Below are 18,771 nucleotides of genomic sequence, written 5' to 3' on the forward strand. Positions count from 1 at the left end.
GCATTCTAAATTACTTATTTACCACCATAATTTTTGCAAAAAATTCTGTGTTATCTCTCATAATTTCAAGACCCTTGTCCATTGTTGCAAGGTCAAATTTGTGTGTAATAAGTTTTTCTGCGTCAATCTTGCCGGATGCCATTGCATCAACAACAATATTCCAATCGCTCTTGTGTGTATCTTTGTAGCTGGAATTCCAGGTACCGAAAATAGTAAGCTGTTTTCTTAAAATCTGCCAATAGGTATTTTGCGGGAAAGTAAAATCTCCGTGCGGATTGCCGACAAACAAAACCTTTCCGCCGCCTGCAACAGATTCAAGACAATTGCAGGCAGTAACAGGAACGCCGACAGCCTCAACGGCAATGTCTGCTCCGACTCCGTTTGTTTTGTCTTTTACCCATTGAATAGGATCTTCATGAGAAGAATTGCAGTAATCAAAGAATCCGAAACTCTCAACAAAATCCCAATTGTTTACGTCCGTTCCGACAAGCAAAACTTTTGCTCCCCATGCTCTTGCCCACTGAGCAAGAAGCATTCCGATTGTGCCGGGACCGTAGATGACAACAGTATCGCCTATTTCAATCTGAGCACGTCTTAATGCGTGGAGTGCAACGGCACACGGCTCCGTTACTGCGGCAGCCTCAAACGAAAGATTATCAGGAATAGGAACAAGGTTCCAAACGGGAACTCTTACATATTCGGCAAAACCGCCGTCGCTTCTTGAACCGAGGTAGTCGTAGCTTCTGCACATTTCATATTTTCCATCATTGCAATTTTCACATTTCATACAAGGAATGAGCGGAAAAACAGTTGCTCTCATACCGACAAGGTCTTTATATTTATCATCGGCAACGGCAGCTACTTCTCCGGAAAATTCGTGTCCCGGAATAGTAGGAAAATGGTATGTTCCGTTTACAAAAATTCTCGGAATATCCGAACCGCAGATTCCGCAGGCTTTTACCCTGAATAAAACTTCGTAAGGCTTTAGCGTAGGCAAAGGATAATCACAATATTCAAGATTTCCGACTGATTTAAGCACTCTGGCTTTCATTTTATCCATATTAATTCACACCTTTCAAAATAGTTTCAAAGGTTTCAAGGTCCTCAACGGTTGTGATTTTTAAATTTCTCTCACTGCCCTTAACCATACGGATTTTCATTCCGTGGCGATACGCAATCTCACTGCTTCCAGCAGTAAGTGCAATCTCATCGTCTGAAACTTCGTTATGTATCTTATAATATTTCTTAAAGTCAAAACTTTCGGGAGCTTGTCCGGCAAACAATTCGCTTCTCTTTAGCAGACGGTCAATCTGCATTCCGTCAGCACTTTGATACACTGTGTCTTTAACCGAAATAACCGGCATTGCTCCGTCGCACTCTTTTGCACCTTTTATGCAATCAGAGATAATTTGATTTGAGACAAGGGGACGAGCCGCATCGTGAACAATAACAATATCAGTATCATGTGCGTTTTTGTCAATGCACTTTAATCCATTATAAATTGAGTGTTGTCTTGTTTCTCCTGCGGGTGCATAACCGCAAATTTTGGTAACACCGTACTTTTTTGCATACTCCTCTACAAAGTCTTGCCATTTTTCATTTACTACGACAACGATTTTATCAATTTCATCGTGATTTTGAAAAATATCAAAGCAGTAGGAAATTATGGGCTTGTCCTGAACCATCAAAAACTGCTTTGGTCTGTCTGCGCCCATTCGGCTTCCCACGCCGCCTGCAAGTATAATCGCAGTATTCATAAAATCCTCCACATCTTAATATATCATAATCTATTTTATTAACTTGTATACTACATTTATACATAATTATATCAATTATAATTATTTGTATGATAACACATATATTGGTTTTTTGTCAATACATACACAAGACATTGTGCATTTCACCATTGGATAACAATAAATTTCTGTGAATTTATTTTGATTAACATCAATAAACACAAAAAGCAAAGGATATGTTTGGCATAAGCTTTTAAAATATGAATCTCATACCCAATAAGCTTAACCAAACATATCCCCAAATTTACTATTATACGGAATATACTTTTTAAATGCTAAAATTATTCATTGTATTTATATGTTAAATTAAAATGTATCTCTTCATCATCAGCAAAATTCACCGCATCACCGGATAATGAAGTAATTGAAAAAGCAGTCGAATTGGTTTCCATTGCAGCCTTGAGCAAAGTACCTTTGGAAGTTACACCAACAACAATTTCTTTGTCACCTGCATTGGCAAAAGGCATATCGGTTATATGAATCGACGTGTTGTTTTCAAGTGTGCATTGGTTCAATACTATAATTAAATGTGCATTAATAATACCGTTATGTCCGATGTACCGACACTTTGAAGATTTCACCATACTAACCTGATTAGTATTTGGAGTAACTACTTTTTCACCGTTAACCATGCGACTAAGATCATCAAGAGCCGTAACGTGTACACTATCCAAACCCAAGGGTCTATAATCAATACTTACCAATCCGTCACCTGTATTGCCGAGATTATCAAATTTGCATGTAATTCCGCTCTCTGAAGTAAAGGGAGACTTAAATTTGCAATTAGTTACTACTGTTCCCGTACCTCTGTTTGTGGACTTGTACTTAGCAGTTAACTCTTTGGTTGCATAATACAGTACATACGGTGAACCAAATTTATGAGCAGAACCACTGCTAGAACCACTGCTAGAATCACTGCTAGGATTACTGCTAGGATTAATGTATACTGAGTTATATCCATTTAAGCAATTTGTTATCATTGCTCTGCCGGCATTAAAAAATTCAAATCCGTATTTAGTGCTGTCAACCATACACTGAGTAAATGTTGCAACACCGCCCCAAATTACAAACGAAGTTGCATATTGCATTATATTTTCATTATATGCACACCATGCATGACATTTATTAAAATGGTTATCTGCCGCACCGGTAAGAAAACCATTTTCAAAATCAACAGCCACGCAATCACTGACATAGGTATCTGCACAACCAAGGTACAACATTGTTGAACACAGTCTTCGATCCGGGGGCTGATTGGAGCCCTCAGCACCCGCAGACTTCTTAATCTCCACAGACACCGCAGGCTCGGAAATACCGCTCCGACAACCGTGTATATATGTAAATGACGCCTCATTACCGCCATAAGAGCGAATACCGTATACAGCAGGATTTTTTACAAAGATATGTGAATAGTTTGTCTTTCCTTCATTATCTATACGAATAGCATGCGTAGCTCTTCCTAAGTTACAGTCAATTATCAAATTACAAAAACTGCCCATATTATACCTGGCATCAATTCCACCGAGAACTTTAATATTAATAACAGAATTAAGTCTGTTTGTTTGTGAAACACTGTCTGCAACTTTTATTGTTGCCCAATTTCCGTTGAAATTAGCTTTGGCAACTGTATATTCTAATTCTTCACTTATCAGATATGTACATCCGCTTTTAAGCACAACCTGTTGCCCGGAAGTTTGTGCAGCAGAAAACATAGCTTTTAAGGCCTCAGTATCATCATTAACACCGTTGCCAACAGCACCAAACTGTTCCGGTGTTACATAGCTAACATCATTATCTGTTGATGTTATTGCTTCATTAATATTAGAGTCACCCATTTTATATTTCCTTTCACAAATATTTAATAGAAAAAATGTTACCGTTCTGCTGAATCAATGATTAAAAATATCCCTCCTCGTCATAGAATTAATCAGAAGGCATAAAATGAGCAAGACTAAACCGGCATTAGATTTATTTCATACATCAAATTTACTGGCTTTGAAGTTTTTTTATTATTCAAACAATGAATCCATCAGTTTTTTTATTTTATCTCTGCGCTTTTGAGTCTCTGCTTCATTTAAAAAATAACTGCCTTCTTCAAAATATAAAATATCACCCTCAGCAATATTTTTTGGCAAAACAGACTTTTCAAGACTTATAATGTCGCCGTTTTCACACTCTAAAACCGCCTTGGTTTCTTCTATCCTGTCAACTATAAATTTTTTCATATCACTTCGCCCTTTCAATTGAGATTCCGTTTGTCTGAACATTAAGAGTATTGCCGTCGGTTGTCACAGTAATAGTTTTGTCTTTATCTGTACGATAAATCTCACAATTTATATCATTTAAAAATTTTAATGTGCTTTCGTGCGGATGACCGTAATCATTGTTAATACCACACGAAATCACTGCAATAGACGGCTGCACCCTTTCTAAAAAATCAGCAGTAGTAGAAGTTCTGCTTCCGTGATGTCCTACCTTGAGAACATCTGCGGATACATCGGCAGTTATTGAATTAATTTCAGATTTTTCGGCATCACCCATAAATAAAAAAGATTTATTGCCTAAAGTCATCTTAATAACAATTGAGCTGTTATTAAGATTTTTCTCATCAATCTCTTCCGGAGCTATTATGTCCGCAGTAAAATCATCAAAATATGTTATGTTCATTCCCGCTGCGGCAGATTTGATTTTTAAACCTTTTTTAGAGATTGAATTTAATAGATTTTCATATGTTGCGGTTGTTGTACTTACTTTTGGCATATAAATTTCGCCTATTTCAAAATTTCGTACTATGTACGCCATTGAACCGATATGGTCTGAGTGAGGATGCGTTGCAACAAGGTAATCTATCTTTGAGTAACCGCAGTTTTTAATATAATTTATGATACCTTCGCCGTGATAATTTTCCCCCGCATCAATCAGCATAGTTTGCGAATTTGGTAATTCTATAAAAATCGAATCTCCCTGACCCACGTCAAGAAAGTGTACCGAAAGTGAATTTACGGAATCACAAGATATATCATTATTTGTATTATTGTCTAATATTAAATCACACGAGCACAAGAAAGTCAACATTATAGACAAAAATATTACTAATATTTTATTAAATTTATAATTCTTTTTAACCATTATAACACCTCAAATAAAACAGCAAGCGCAAATCTGTCATGTAGCAAAAATGCGGAGCGGTTTCAGCCGCTCCGCATACAAACAGCAACTTAATTATGCTGTTTTTCCTGTATAAAGCTGATAATATCTGCCCTTTTGCTCAATTAACTGGTCATGCGTACCGCGTTCAATTATACGTCCGTGCTCCAATACAATAATGCAGTCCGAATTTTTAACGGTTGAAAGTCTGTGAGCAATTACAAATGTGGTTCTGCCCTGCATAAGCTTATCCATACTGTCCTGAACCATCTTTTCGGTACGGGTATCAATTGAACTTGTTGCTTCGTCAAGAATCAAAGCAGGCGGGTCTGCAACAGCTGCTCTGGCGATTGCAAGCATCTGTCTCTGACCTTGGCTAAGATTGCCGCCGTCGGACTTAATTACCGTATTATAACCGTCGGGAAGTCTTCTTATAAAGCTGTCAGCGTTTGCAAGTTTTGCAGCTGCAATAACTTCTTCGTCGGTAGCGTCAAGACGACCGTAACGAATATTTTCCATTATTGTGTCGGTAAACAAATGTGTATCCTGCAATACTATACCGAGAGAACGGCGCAAATCGGATTTTTTGATTTTGTTTACATTGATGCCGTCATAACGAATCTTACCGTCCTGAATATCATAGAAGCGGTTTATGAGGTTTGTTATGGTAGTCTTACCGGCGCCCGTTGAACCTACAAAAGCAATTTTTTGTCCCGGTTTTGCGTACAAATCAATGTTGTGAAGAACTATTTTATCATCGGTATAACCAAAGTCAACATCATCCATTACAAGTGCACCCTGAAGCTCTTTGTATTCAACTTCTCCGGTTGCCTGATGGATATGCTTCCAAGCCCAAAGACCTGTGTGCTCGTTTGTTTCAACAAGTTTGCCGTTTTCTTTCTTTGCATTTACAAGAGTAACATAGCCGTTGTCATCTTCACTCTTCTCGTCAAGAAGATTAAAAATTCTTTCTGCTCCGGCAAGAGCCATAATGATTGAGTTAAACTGCTGGCTTACCTGGTTTATCGGTTGGCTGAAGCTTTTGTTAAATGACAGGAAGCTGACAAGTTTACCAAGTGTTAATCCCGTCGCGCCCGAAAGTGCAAGTGCGCCGCCGATGATGCCGCACAAAACATAGCTGATGTTTCCGATTTGTGCATTTATCGGCATAAGAATGTTTGCAAATTTATTAGCGTTATATGAGCTTTTAAACAACTTGTCATTTAATTCTTTAAATTCTTCAATACTCTTTTTCTCGTGATTAAACACCTTTACAACCTTTTGACCGTTCATCATCTCTTCGATATATCCGTTTTCGGTACCAAGGTCATTTTGCTGAGCAACAAAGTATTTGCCGCTCTTGCCTGCGATATTCTTTGTAATGAACAGCATAACCACAACCATTACAAGAGTTACGCCTGTAAGCGGAATACTTAAGAAAATCATACTCGCAAGTGTTGATATTATTGTAATAACGCTGTTAAACACCTGAACCAAACTTTGACTTATCATTTGGCGCAGTGTATCAATGTCGTTTGTATATACACTCATAATATCGCCGTGAGGGTGAGTATCAAAGTACTTTATAGGAAGACTTTCCATATGTGAGAAAATCTCACTTCTTAAGTCTTTCATAGTGCCCTGAGTAACATATACCATAATTTTTGCCTGGGCATATGCCGCACCTGCACCAATCAGGTAGAAGCACGCTACTCTTACAATAGCCATAAGCAATGGTGTAAAGTCAGGAGTAGGCTGGCTGAGCATAGGCGTGATATAGTCGTCTATAAGACTTTGAATAAACAAAGTTCCCTGAACGTTTGCAAGCACGCTTACTACAATGCAAATAAGTACAAAGAGCATATGAATTTTATAGCGTTTAAAAATTATGCCCAAAAGTCTTTTGAGGGTTTTGAAAGGATTGTTAACCTTTGGACGTGGTTGGTTTCGATTTCTGCGATTTGGTCCCGGCATATTACAGCTCTCCTTTCTGGTCAAAATCTCCGCTTCCGCTCGTCTGAGCAGAATATATTTCATTATATATATCGCAGGATTTTACAAGTTCGTCATGAGTTCCGACTGCATTTATTATACCGTCATCCATAACAACGATTCTGTCGGCATTCTCAACACTTGAAATTCTTTGAGAAATTATTATTTTGGTTGTGTTCGGAATTTCATCTCTGAATGCCTTGCGGATTTTCGCGTCTGTGGAAGTGTCAACAGCACTTGTTGAGTCATCAAGAATAAGAATCTTAGGCTTTTTCAGCAATGCCCTTGCAATGCACAAACGTTGTTTCTGTCCGCCTGAAACATTTGTACCGCCCTGTTCAATCTTTGTGTTATATTTTTCCGGAAAGCTTTGTATAAAATCATCTGCAAAAGCAAGTTTGCAGGCGTTAATACACTCCTCATCGGTTGCATTCTCATTGCCCCAGCGCATGTTATCAAGTATTGTTCCGCTAAACAAAACATTGTTTTGAAGAACAACGGCTACTTCGTTTCTGAGAGTTTCAAGGTCATATGAGCGAACATCTTTGCCGCCTACCTTTACACATCCTTCATTAACATCATAAAGTCTGCCGATAAGATTTACCAAGCTTGTTTTAGAACTGCCCGTTCCGCCAATAATTCCGATAGTCTCGCCTGATTTAATTGAAAGGTTAATATCGCTGAGCACAGGTTTTTCAGCTGTTTTATTATAGCTGAAATATACATTTTCAAAATCAATGCTTCCGTTTTCAACGTTATAATCAGGATTTTGAGGATTTGTAAGAATTGACTTTTCATTAAGCACGCCGGCAACACGTCTTGCGCTTGCAAGGCTCATTGTAAGCATTACAAAAATAAATGCAAGCATCATCAAGCTCATAAGTATGTTCATACAATATGTAAGCATACTTGTAAGCTCACCTGTTGTAAGTTCACTGCCGACAATCATATTTGCACCGAGCCAGCTGACTGCGATGATTGAGCCGTAAACAGTAAGCATCATAATCGGCGAAACAGAAACCATTGCGTTTTCTGCCTTAACAAACAATTTATATAGATTATATGCGGCTTTATCGAATTTTTTGATTTCGTGTTCTTCACGCACAAAAGCCTTTACAACGCGAATTGAAGTAACATTTTCCTGAACGCTTGCGTTGAGTTCGTCGTATTTTTCAAAAACTTTGTTAAAATACTTATATGTTTTTGTGATAAGGAAAGCAAGAATAATGCCCAAAAAGATAATTGCAATAAGATATACGCTGGCAAGTTTTGCATTAATAATAAATGTCATTGTCATTGCGCAAATCAAGCTTACTGGCGCTCTGAAGCAAATACGCAAAAGCATCTGATATGCATTCTGAAGGTTGGTAACATCGGTAGTCATACGTGTTACAAGACCTGCGGTAGAATACTTGTCAATATTTGCAAATGCAAAGCTCTGAATATTTTCAAACATAGCCTGTCTCAGGTTCTTGGCAAATCCTGCCGAGGCTCTTGCTCCGAAAATACCGCCCATTGTGCCGCCGAACAATCCCAACACAGCGCACAAAGCCATAATAGAACCTGTCAAAAGTATGTGGTTCATATCTCCCTTATTAATACCGTCGTCTATCATTGATGACATAACAAACGGAACAATAGTTTCCATTATTACCTCAAGAATCATAAACAAGGGAGTAATTACGGAATCTCTTACGTATCCCTTAATATGTTTACTCAATGTTTTTATCATAGTCATTCTCCTACTAATTACTTTCAAGTCCGTGCCTTAGTTTTCGGACAAGATAAATAAACTGCTGACGTTCATCAGAAGTCAGAACACTGTTGAATCTGTTTTCATTTTCCTCAATAGCTTTCTCAATCTTGGAATTAATAAGCTTTCCCTTTTCGGTCAAAACTATTTTTTTAAGTCTTGCATCAGTGTCAACCGACTGTCTGATTATGTATCCCTTCTTTTCCATCAGTTTCAATATATTGGTGACGGTTGAACGGGAAATCGCAAAATTACTCTCTATATCCCTTTGATACACATCAATTTCCTGGTGGCAATAAAGATACCCTATTATCCAGCCGTGCATTATAGTAACCCTGTCAATTCCGGCATCCGCCGCAGTCTGAAACATCTTTCTCTGCAAAATATGATTGATTGCCTTAAGCTCATGACCAATTGAATCAATCATAGTGTCATTGCACATAACATCATCTCCGGTTGTTTTATATTAAACAGTTCGATACTTAATTGTTTGATATAAAACTAATTTGTGATAGTATTATAGCATTTTAAAAAATAATGTCAAGAGGATTTTTTGTAATTTTTTAAACAGCAGAACAGTTTTAAAACTGTCCTGCCGCAAAAGTTTACCCGTCAAGTTGAAGTTCGGTAACATCAACAATATTAATCTCTTTATCGCCGTTTATGTCGCAGGCAAATTTTATATACTCATTTTTATCATTATCGTCATAAACAAGCTCTCCTGCAAGATATTTCTGAATCAGTTCGCAATCGTTTTTATCCGATTTGCCGTCAAAGTTTAAATCTTTCATAGACGACGGCATTCCCCCACCCGAGAGTACAAAATCGACTTTTTCATCTTTTAAGAGGGACTTGCTGAATTGTTCGTCACTTTTAATGATATAAAGACCGGCTGTGTCAAGTGAAAGCAAAATCTGAACATTCTGATTTTCCAATTCAGACTTTAATTGTGCTGCACGTTCATTTTTTACACCCATTTTTTTGAGGAATTTATCAAGATTATATATAGTGGTGACAGTGTATTCGTTGTCGCCCGATGCCCTGTCGATATCAACACCGTTTGTAATATAGAAATATCCTGCAAGGGTAATCAGGTATGGTTTTGTTATGTCAAGGCCGCAATAAACTGCCGAAGTTTTAAAGTTTGTAAGTCCCTTTTCGGCGGAAAGCTTTGAATATCCGTTAATAATTCTGTAAGCCAATTTCATTCCGTCTTCGCTTATATATTCTGTATCAAATGCCGCCACCGAAAATATTGATGAAAGCATTATTGAAATTGAAACAATGATTGCCGCAATGGAATTAAACAGTTTTGATTTTTTCATAAAAAAGCCTCCGTTTCGATAAAAGTATTATTGCCGAAACGGAGCACTTTATTTTTTGTTTTTGGACTTTATATTTTTAATTCTTTTTTTAAAGGCTTTAAATTCAAAAGCTTTGATTTGTTCGTGATAAAAATAATTAATTTCGGCACCGAGCATAAGGCATATCATACAAAAATACAGCCAAACCATAATTACGGCAAGTCTGGTCAAACTTCCGTAAATTGAAAATCCGTTAAAATCGTTTACGTAAATTGAAATTCCAAATGAAAGCAAAACCCAAGACAGGGCACATAAAAATGCACCGGGAAGCTGATATTTGATTCCGTATTCTTTGTGCTGAGATCTGCTGATATTCGGAAAATTTCGGTATAGCAATGCAAACAGCACAATAAGGTAAACAAATATTATCAAAAATCTCAGATGATAAACAACCGTAAACATATATGGAATATAAATTACTGATGAAATCCATTCTTTTATAGTCGTGCCGAGAACAACAACAAGCAATGTTGCAATTAAGATTGCAAAAAGAACAACCGTATAAATCATTGCCCTTATTCTGAGAAAAAGCCAATTTCTGTTTTCATACGCATTGTATATGCGATTCAGGCCATTGGTAATCGCCTGTATTCCCTTTGCCGCCGACCAAAGCGTAACGATTAATGTAATAAACGAAATGCCGACAGAATTATTGTAGACATCATTCATAAATGAAGATATATAATCTACAACCTGCTGTGAAAAAAGACTGTTCAAACTGTCCTCTACATATTTAAACGGAATATGCAAGTTTTGAAGTATTGAAGCCAAAAACATAGTCAACGGAAAGGCGGATAAAATTATAAAAAATGCAGACTGACCCGCAATTGCAAAAACATTGTCGCTGTTTGCCTTGCTGATAAACGGCTGAATTTTATTAATAGCCTTTATAATAAAACGAATCATATTATTTACCGTTTTTTTTCATCTGAACATTGTACGAAACACGGGTCAGCATTTTCTCGCTAAGAAAATGTTCAAAGAATTTAGTAGCTTTCATTTCAAAGCCCGGAGTTATAATCATTTTTCCTTTTAATGTTTTGTCAACAGCACATTTTGCAACATAGTCAGCCGATAATCCGCGAATACAAAATTTGACGTTTGCAACGTTGTTGAAATTTGTTCGTACAGGTCCGGGACAAAGCACAGAAACCTTTACATTGCTTTTTTCACGGCGAAGTTCTTCGTGGATTGCCTGGGTTAATCTGACAACGTAATTTTTGGAGGCATAATAGCTTGAAAAAGTCGGACCTGCAAGAAAACCTGCGGCAGAACCGACATTAAGAATATAACCGCTGTTGCGCTTTAACATATCTTTTAGAAACAGCTTTGTGAGAATATGAACCGCACATACATTCGTGTGTATTAAATCAAGCTCTGTTTTAAGCGGAACATCGGCAAATTTTCCGTAAGCACCGAATCCTGCATTATTTACAAGAAAATCTATCTTTTCACTGCGTAAACGTTCATACAAATCAAAAACTTCCTGTTCACTTGATAAATCGCAGGGAACAACCTGTACATCAACGTTTTTCAGCTCGGATTCAAGACTGTTTAATTTATCTTCGCTGCGTGCAACAATTATCAAATCGTATTTTAGCAAGGCAAGGTATTTGGCAATTTCTCTGCCTATTCCGGAGCTTGCCCCCGTTATCAAAGCTTTCATATTTACTCCTTTTCAGCAATTGCGCAAAGCCAGCTTGTACCGTCTTTTGTGTGCAATTGAATATTCTGATAACCTGCTCTGAGCAGAATCTCACCGATTTCATCCTTTGTTACGGCTGAAATATTAAGTCGTTTTTCAATCGGCTTCCATTTGTTAGGATTATCATCGGTTTTTAGCATTTCAAAAATCAAAAGGATTTTTCCGCCGTGCTTTAATATTCTGTTAATTTCTTTAAGACCTTCGAGTTTATCAGGCCAAAAATAGTATGTTTCAACTGCGGTTACAACATCAAATTTTTCGTCGTCAAACGGAAGCAAAGATACAGAAGCCTTGATTATATCTGCTTTGCTGCAAAGGATATTCTTTTGATTCAGCTTTTTGGATTTGCTAACGCAAAGCTCGGAATAATCAATTCCGTATACTTTTCCGTTGCCAACCATACGGCACAGCTTTGAAACCGTTCTTCCGCCTCCGCAGCCAACGTCAAGCAATGTGCTGTTCAAAGGAATATCTATGTATGAAAGTCCCCAATCGGTGAGTGAGGAATGTCCTTTGTTCATTGCCTTTATCATCATTTTTCCCCAGAAGCCGCTTGGTTTTGCGGCATTTTCGGTTAATTTATGATATTTCATAATTATTCACATCCTATTCATTGCTTTTCTATCAGACAGACGCTTTCCACGTGTGCGGTACGGCTGAACATATCACACGGAGTAATCTCCTTGGTTACATATCCACGCTCGCCAAAGTATTTTAAATCTCTTGCAAGCGTAGCCGGGTCGCATGACACATACACAATACGCTTAGGCTGCATTTTTGAAACAGTCTCGGAAAGTTCTTCACCGCAGCCTTTGCGAGGAGGGTCAAGTATTACAACATAGGGAGACAATCCCTCAGCCTGCAAAGTTTTTACTGCACTTGCGGCATCGGAACAAATAAATCTTGCATTATCTATTCCATTTAACTTTGCATTTACGTTTGCGTCCTTTACGGCATCCTCTACTATCTCAACGCCGACAAGCGTTTTGCAGTCCTTAGCCATTGTAAGTCCTATTGTACCCGTTCCGCAATATAAATCAAGGAGAATTTCGTCGGATTTAAGATTTGCATATTCTTTGGCTTTTGAATACAGCTTTTCAGCCTGACTTCTGTTGACCTGCCAAAAAGAAAAAGGAGATATTTTAAAATTTAATCCGCAAAGTCTGTCTGTAATATATCCGTTTCCGTATGCAATACGATTCTTTTGACCTAAAATCACATTTGTATTTTCTCTGTTGGAATTAAAGACGACCGTCTTAAGGTTTGGAAGTTCCTCTCTCAGCATTTTTATAAGCAAATCTTCTTGCTTTAGACCGTTTCCGTTTACTACGTAGCACACCATAAGTTCATCGGTTAATTCTCCAAGCCTTATATAGAGGTGACGAAGTCTTCCCTTTCCTGTGCGCTCGTCATAAATATCGGTATTTGTCTCGGCAATAAACTTTCGGGTTATATTCATAACCTTAGAAAACACTTCGGGCTGAAGCAAACAATCGTCGCAATCAATTATGCGGTGAGAATGAAAGGCGTAAAAACCGATTTGAATTTTTCCGTCTCGGTCTTTTCCTATCGGAAACTGAGCCTTATTTCGGTAACGCAAAGTGTTATTGCAGCGTATTATGGGTTTGAAGTCGGTGTGTATTCCGCCGATTCTCTCAACCGCATCAACTACACGTTGTTGTTTTATCTTACATTCTTCATCATAGTTTATATGTCTCCAAACACATCCGCCGCATTTTTCAAAGTAAGGACAATCGGGCACAATTCTTGACTCCGACGGTTCAAGGATTTTTTCTATCTTGGCAAATGCATATGTTTTTTTGACTTTTAAAATTTTAACCGAGAGCTTGTCGCCGATTGCGGAAAGAGGCACAAACACGGCGATTCCCTCGTCTGTGTGACCGACTCCGTTGCCCTCAGCGGTTGCCGAAGTTATTGTTATATCAATTATTTCATTTTTCTTTAGCATAGTATTAACCACCAATAATTACTGATTTTATTTTAACATTCTTATTCTTATTTGGCAACATATAAAATTTTTGTCAATATTGTTAATTTTGCGTTACAAGTATTTATTTTTCACTGATTTTATCTTATAATAGAAAGAGTATAATTTAAGTGCAGATGACCTTGTAAATTTATCGGTGGATTCAATTACTTTCGGAGAAAGAATTAAGCTTTTACCGAAATCCTGAGAAGCTGACGCTCATTTTGCACTGCTTAAGTCGGTCGCAGGCTTTGCTTTTTGAAAACCGAGCAGAGTATGCTTCGATTTAAATTTTATCTTTTAAATGAAATGGAGTATTTGTTGTGAACTATGATGAGCTTTTAAATAAAATAAAAAGAATACATTTTATCGGAATCGGCGGAAGCGGAATGTGTCCTCTTGCCGAGATTCTCAATGCAGAGGGATTTGAACTTTCGGGCTCTGATATGAACGAGGGCGAAACCCTTGACAGAATCAAAAGTTACGGAATCCCCGTGCATATGGGACATAATGCCGACAACATAAAGGGAGCCGAGCTTGTGGTATACTCAGCTGCAATTAAAGAAGATAACCCTGAAAGAAAAGCGGCTGTTGAACAGGGTATTCCTTGCATTGAGAGAAGCATTATGCTTGGAATTGTAACAAGAAGATACAAAAGAAGCATTGCTGTTTCGGGCACTCACGGAAAAACAACAACAACCGCTATGCTTTCACAGATATTAATAGGAAGCGGCTTTGATCCGTCGGCAATAATCGGTGGAAAGCTTCCGTTTATCGGCGGCAACAGTTACGTCGGTCAAAGCGATATTATCGTTTGCGAAGCATGCGAATATGTTGATACGTTTCTTCAGCTCAATCCGTTTATTTCAATCATACTTAATATTGACGCAGACCACCTTGATTACTTTAAAAATCTTGACAACATAAAAAAATCTTTTCATAAATTTGCCACTCAAACTACAGGTCTGCTTGTAATTAACGGCGACGACAAAAACACACTTGAAGCAGTCGGCGATGTTGACATTGAAAAGATAACTTTTGGTTTCGGAGAAAACTGTGATTATCGTGCTGAACACGTAACGGCAGACAAGGGCGTTCACGAACAGTTTGATTTGTATTACAAGGGCGAAATAATCACAAACATTAAATTAATTGTCCCCGGCAAACATAATATTTACAATGCTCTTGCGGCTGCGGCAACTGCACATTACCTTGGCGCAACTCCTAATGAAATATCGGAAAATCTGCATAAATTCGGTGGAGTTCACAGAAGATTTGAAATTTTGGGCACACCATGCGGAATCACGGTGGCAGACGATTTTGCACATCACCCGACTGAACTCACAGCTACGCTCAATGCGGCTATGAGTATGGGATTCAAAAAGGTTTGGGCTGTTTTTCAGCCGCATACTTTCTCAAGAACAGCAATGCTGCTTGACGATTTTGCAGAAGCGTTAAAAATTCCCGATGTTGCAATTATATCGGCAATTCTCCCTGTAAGAGAAACAAACACATACAATATATATTCTACCGACTTAGGAGCTAAAGTACCAAATTCGGTTTGCCTGGACACATTTGAGGAAATCACCGACTATGTATGCAAAAATGCCAAAGAGGGCGACCTGATATTAACAATGGGCGGCGGAAATGTTTATATGTGTGCTAATATGATTTTTAAACAGCTTAAATATATGGAAGAAAACAAGTAATTACATTGATTTTAAAGTATCCCACAGGTTAAATATCTGTGGGATTTTTTCTGTAAACATATATTAAGTATTAAGAAAATTTGACAGATTTGAATTTAGTGTTATAATATAACAGTTAACATACTAATTATTTGTATACAAATTATTGGAGGGCAAATGAAAAATTCACTGCATTACAGGTTAAGAGCAAGTCATACCGTATGCCAAAAATCAATAGTCAGCGACCTTAAATCACAAACCGACTTAAAACCGGGTGAGCCGAAAATTATTGAGTTTTTAGCAGAAAATCAACCCTGCGAGCAAAAGGAAATAGCCGCCGGATGTGATATTGACCCGGCATCGGTAACAGGACTGCTGAGAAGAATGGAAAATCACAATTTGATTGAAAGGCATATCAAAAACGGAAACAGACGTTCTTTGTATGTCAGTCTCACCGACTTTGGCATTGAAATGTCAAAAAAAGTTGAAAACACATTTAACAAGGTGGACTCTAAGGCACTCAATGGGTTTTCAGATTCAGAAATTGAGTTACTCGAAAGTATGCTTGACAGAATTTATGAGAATTTAAAGTGAATATGAAAGGAAGACTGTATTGAACAATTCAGAATTGAGATTAGAAAAGAGTAATATCAAAAAAAGATTATTGGCTTACTTTTTGGGGCTGTTCATTATGGCATTAGGTATTTCGATGTCGGTAAAATCGAATTTGGGCGTCTCCCCTGTCAGCTCAATCCCATATACTATTACCTGCATTACAGGGCTTGAGATGGGAAAAGCCACAATCGTATTTCATATTTTTTTGGTATTGCTGCAAATAGCAATTTTAAGAAAAGAATTTAAAATAAAAAACCTACTGCAAATAGCAGTAGGCATAGTATTTGGATATTTTACAACATTTTCTAACTTTTTGTTTGGATTTATTCCGACGCCAAGTAACATAGTATTTCGTATTATACTTATGCTGGGCAGCACCGTATTGATTGCGGCAGGCATATTTTTATATCTTCCGTCAGACATAGTGCCGCTTGCCGGCGAGGGAGCTATGATGGCTATTTCAGATAAAACACATATTAAATTTAATAGAATTAAAATTGCGTTTGACGTATCAATGGTAACCATATCGCTCATTTCGTGCATTATTGTGCTTAAATCTCTCGGTTCGGTCGGAATAGGAACTGTTGCAGCAGCCTTGCTTGTCGGCATAGTTCTCGGATTTATTACAAAAATATTCGGTGAAAAACGCGACAAGGTTCTTGGCTTGGTTAGAATAGACTGATAAAATCTTTAAAAGTCGAAACTTCATCTTGACTTTTTTGAAAATTTGTGCTAAATAATTAAAGTAATCTTTATTAATGGATTGCATAAAACTAAATTAGCATGAAGACATAAAATGTCACTCTGCCAATGTCAGACGGCGGAGGGGCATTATTTTTTTGTCTTGAAGTTAGGATGGAGGATTATTATGCCAAAAACCAATTTTCAATCAGCAGTATTTACAGCAATAACAGCATGGATTATGGTTTATTTTATGACACTGTATAACAGCGTTATTGCAAGCGGAGAATTTTCAAATTTAACCTTTCTTGCAGCATTAAAAAATATGTGGATAGAATACATAATAATAGGATTGTGCGCATATTTCATTTCGACCCCATTTGCAAAACATCTTGCTTTTAAAATAATCAACAGTAACGACCGACAGATTTTTATAATACTGACCATTCAGGTCTTTACAGTAATCTGTCAAGTAGCATTTGCAAGCGTAATCGGGGTATATCACGCAAGCGGATTTAATTCTCAAATCATTCCGAATTATCTCAGGGCCTATTGCCTTAACTTTGCAATGGCTATGCCTCTTCAAATATTTGTAGCAGGACCGACAGCAAGGTTTATTTTTAGAAAAATATATGCCAATAATAACTAAAAACAATTAATAAATAGACAAAATAACATACTTTATTGCAATACAAATAGCATATATCAGATATGCCAAATATACATTTTACATTTATGCAATGAAGTAGTAATATAAGCAATGGTCCTAAGGAATATCAATAAAAACAGGATTATGTTTTTCATATATTGCATACTGTTTGAACCCAGCTTTTTTAGCAATATTAAGACCTGTTTCAATGCCCTTGCCCACATATTCGGTGCTGTGAGAATCGGTTCCGACGGTTATCAGCCTTCCGCCGAGTTCATAGTAACGCTGTATTAAATCATAATCGGGCAAGGTGGTTTTCAGCTCTTTGAACAAACCGGAAACATTAATCTCCAATGATTTATTTTTCTTAATTAGAATTTTAAAAATTTTATCAATTTGAGTTTTAAATTCTGACATATCAGGAATACTTCCGGTTTTTACCAAAATATATCTAAGCGGATATGTTAAATGAGCAAGGCTGTCATAATTATCAAAATCTGCGGTTTCTGCAATTTCATCAAAGTAATTATTCAAAAGTAAACTCAAATTTATTGCAGAATAATCAAGATAATAAAAATCTTCCATATCCCTGAGATTGTGAACTGAAGCAAGTATAAAATCATATTCGCCATAGGACAAAGCACGCTTGGTTCCGTCGCTGTCGTGCATCGGTTCTCCGAGTTCAATACCGCACAAAACCTTGAGTTTGTCAGCATATTTTGACTTGGCAGCCAAGGTCTCTTTTATGGATTTTGGGATTCTTTCATCAAAGCTCCCATATTCACAATCCTTGCCGTATTTGATAAACGGAGCTTCACAATGGTCTGTTACGGCAATGGCGTACAATCCCCTTTCAACAGAGGCGCAACACATCTCGTCAACAGAGTTTTTTGCATCAAAAGAATTATTAGAATGGGTATGCAAGTCAGATAATATCATATTTTAAATTCCTCCTAAAAAAATAATAGCATAATAAACATATTTATGCAAGTTAGGGCTTTACATTATCAGAAAATCATTATATAATATACCCATTAGTTAAAATAATCACAAATAGGACTTTTTTGTCGGATTTGCAGGATGTGCATTTTAATCCTGCAAAAGGTACATCAGGAGGAAAGCTAATGAAAGCAATTATCACAGTCATCGGTAAGGATAATGTTGGTATTCTTGCCAAAGTGTCTGACGCATGTGCAAAGGCAAGCGTTAATATTGTAGAGGTAACTCAGAGCGTACTGCAAGATATGTTTGCAATGGTTATGCTCGTTGAGATTGACAAATCCAATATCGGTTTTGAGCAGCTCAGAGAAAACCTTAACGATGTCGGGACATCCACAGGAACAAAAATTCACATTATGCACGAGGACATATTTAATAGTATGCATAAAATATAA

Annotated in this window: 19 protein-coding genes; 5 read left to right on the forward strand and 14 right to left on the reverse strand. The window is 37.3% G+C overall.

Going from position 1 to position 18,771, the window contains the following annotated elements; all coding sequences use genetic code 11:
- Positions 1-10: 10 nt before the first annotated feature.
- The 13 genes from BLP46_RS01815 to rlmD form a co-directional block, all read right to left on the reverse strand.
- Positions 11-1,060 (reverse strand): galactitol-1-phosphate 5-dehydrogenase, encoded by a 1,050-nt coding sequence (locus tag BLP46_RS01815; RefSeq protein WP_092974698.1) that lies wholly within the window; start codon positions 1,058-1,060, stop codon positions 11-13.
- A 1-nt stretch (position 1,061) separates the two neighbouring features.
- Positions 1,062-1,757 (reverse strand): 2-C-methyl-D-erythritol 4-phosphate cytidylyltransferase, encoded by a 696-nt coding sequence (gene ispD, locus BLP46_RS01820; RefSeq protein ID WP_092974701.1) that lies wholly within the window; start codon positions 1,755-1,757, stop codon positions 1,062-1,064.
- A 320-nt stretch (positions 1,758-2,077) separates the two neighbouring features.
- On the reverse strand, positions 2,078-3,631 hold the full coding sequence (locus BLP46_RS01825) for a pectate lyase family protein (RefSeq protein WP_092974704.1): 1,554 nt from the start codon (positions 3,629-3,631) through the stop codon (positions 2,078-2,080).
- A 174-nt stretch (positions 3,632-3,805) separates the two neighbouring features.
- A complete protein-coding gene (locus tag BLP46_RS01830) occupies positions 3,806-4,021 on the reverse strand; it encodes a DUF3006 domain-containing protein (protein ID WP_092974707.1) in 216 nt (71 codons plus the stop codon).
- 1 nt (position 4,022) lies between these two features.
- Positions 4,023-4,925 carry a ComEC/Rec2 family competence protein gene (locus BLP46_RS01835; RefSeq protein WP_092974710.1) on the reverse strand — a complete coding sequence of 301 codons (903 nt, stop codon included), beginning with the start codon at positions 4,923-4,925 and terminating at the stop codon, positions 4,023-4,025.
- 93 nt (positions 4,926-5,018) lie between these two features.
- Positions 5,019-6,917, reverse strand: coding sequence for an ABC transporter ATP-binding protein (locus tag BLP46_RS01840; protein ID WP_092974713.1), 1,899 nt, complete (start codon positions 6,915-6,917; stop codon positions 5,019-5,021).
- Between the two features lies 1 nt (position 6,918).
- A complete protein-coding gene (locus BLP46_RS01845; RefSeq protein ID WP_092974716.1) occupies positions 6,919-8,667 on the reverse strand; it encodes an ABC transporter ATP-binding protein in 1,749 nt (582 codons plus the stop codon).
- 13 nt (positions 8,668-8,680) lie between these two features.
- Entirely contained in the window at positions 8,681-9,130 is a 450-nt protein-coding gene (locus tag BLP46_RS01850; protein WP_092974719.1) for a MarR family winged helix-turn-helix transcriptional regulator, read from the reverse strand.
- A 163-nt stretch (positions 9,131-9,293) separates the two neighbouring features.
- A complete protein-coding gene (locus BLP46_RS01855) occupies positions 9,294-10,013 on the reverse strand; it encodes a dockerin type I domain-containing protein (RefSeq protein WP_092974722.1) in 720 nt (239 codons plus the stop codon).
- A 48-nt stretch (positions 10,014-10,061) separates the two neighbouring features.
- The gene (locus BLP46_RS01860) at positions 10,062-10,958 is read right to left on the reverse strand and encodes a YihY/virulence factor BrkB family protein (protein ID WP_092974725.1); all 897 of its coding nucleotides are present in this window, start codon (positions 10,956-10,958) and stop codon (positions 10,062-10,064) included.
- 1 nt (position 10,959) lies between these two features.
- Positions 10,960-11,718, reverse strand: a complete 759-nt coding sequence (locus BLP46_RS01865) for an SDR family NAD(P)-dependent oxidoreductase (RefSeq protein WP_092974728.1) — start codon at positions 11,716-11,718, stop codon at positions 10,960-10,962.
- A 2-nt stretch (positions 11,719-11,720) separates the two neighbouring features.
- The gene (locus BLP46_RS01870) at positions 11,721-12,350 is read right to left on the reverse strand and encodes a class I SAM-dependent methyltransferase (RefSeq protein WP_092974731.1); all 630 of its coding nucleotides are present in this window, start codon (positions 12,348-12,350) and stop codon (positions 11,721-11,723) included.
- 17 nt (positions 12,351-12,367) lie between these two features.
- Positions 12,368-13,726: a 23S rRNA (uracil(1939)-C(5))-methyltransferase RlmD gene (rlmD, locus tag BLP46_RS01875; protein ID WP_092974734.1), complete on the reverse strand. Its 1,359-nt coding sequence runs from the start codon at positions 13,724-13,726 to the stop codon at positions 12,368-12,370.
- A gap of 341 nt (positions 13,727-14,067) precedes the next feature.
- Between rlmD and murC the strand changes: the two genes are divergently transcribed.
- The 4 genes from murC to BLP46_RS01895 all read left to right on the forward strand — a co-directional run bounded on the left by murC (position 14,068) and on the right by BLP46_RS01895 (position 17,377).
- Positions 14,068-15,453 carry a UDP-N-acetylmuramate--L-alanine ligase gene (murC, locus tag BLP46_RS01880; protein WP_092974737.1) on the forward strand — a complete coding sequence of 462 codons (1,386 nt, stop codon included), beginning with the start codon at positions 14,068-14,070 and terminating at the stop codon, positions 15,451-15,453.
- 156 nt (positions 15,454-15,609) lie between these two features.
- Positions 15,610-16,026, forward strand: a complete 417-nt coding sequence (locus BLP46_RS01885; RefSeq protein ID WP_092974740.1) for a MarR family winged helix-turn-helix transcriptional regulator — start codon at positions 15,610-15,612, stop codon at positions 16,024-16,026.
- A 19-nt stretch (positions 16,027-16,045) separates the two neighbouring features.
- The gene (locus BLP46_RS01890; RefSeq protein WP_318259403.1) at positions 16,046-16,729 is read left to right on the forward strand and encodes a YczE/YyaS/YitT family protein; all 684 of its coding nucleotides are present in this window, start codon (positions 16,046-16,048) and stop codon (positions 16,727-16,729) included.
- Positions 16,730-16,915: 186 nt separating this feature from the next.
- Entirely contained in the window at positions 16,916-17,377 is a 462-nt protein-coding gene (locus tag BLP46_RS01895; protein WP_092974743.1) for a DUF2798 domain-containing protein, read from the forward strand.
- 117 nt (positions 17,378-17,494) lie between these two features.
- On the opposite strand, the gene BLP46_RS01900 is transcribed toward BLP46_RS01895, so the two are convergent.
- A complete protein-coding gene (locus BLP46_RS01900) occupies positions 17,495-18,316 on the reverse strand; it encodes a histidinol-phosphatase HisJ family protein (RefSeq protein ID WP_092974746.1) in 822 nt (273 codons plus the stop codon).
- Positions 18,317-18,501: 185 nt separating this feature from the next.
- Between BLP46_RS01900 and BLP46_RS01905 the strand changes: the two genes are divergently transcribed.
- The gene (locus tag BLP46_RS01905) at positions 18,502-18,771 is read left to right on the forward strand and encodes an ACT domain-containing protein (protein ID WP_092974752.1); all 270 of its coding nucleotides are present in this window, start codon (positions 18,502-18,504) and stop codon (positions 18,769-18,771) included.

This window comes from Ruminococcus sp. YE282, assembly GCA_900101355.1.
In the GTDB taxonomy this organism is placed as follows: Bacteria; Bacillota; Clostridia; order Oscillospirales; family Acutalibacteraceae; genus Ruminococcoides; species Ruminococcoides bromii_A.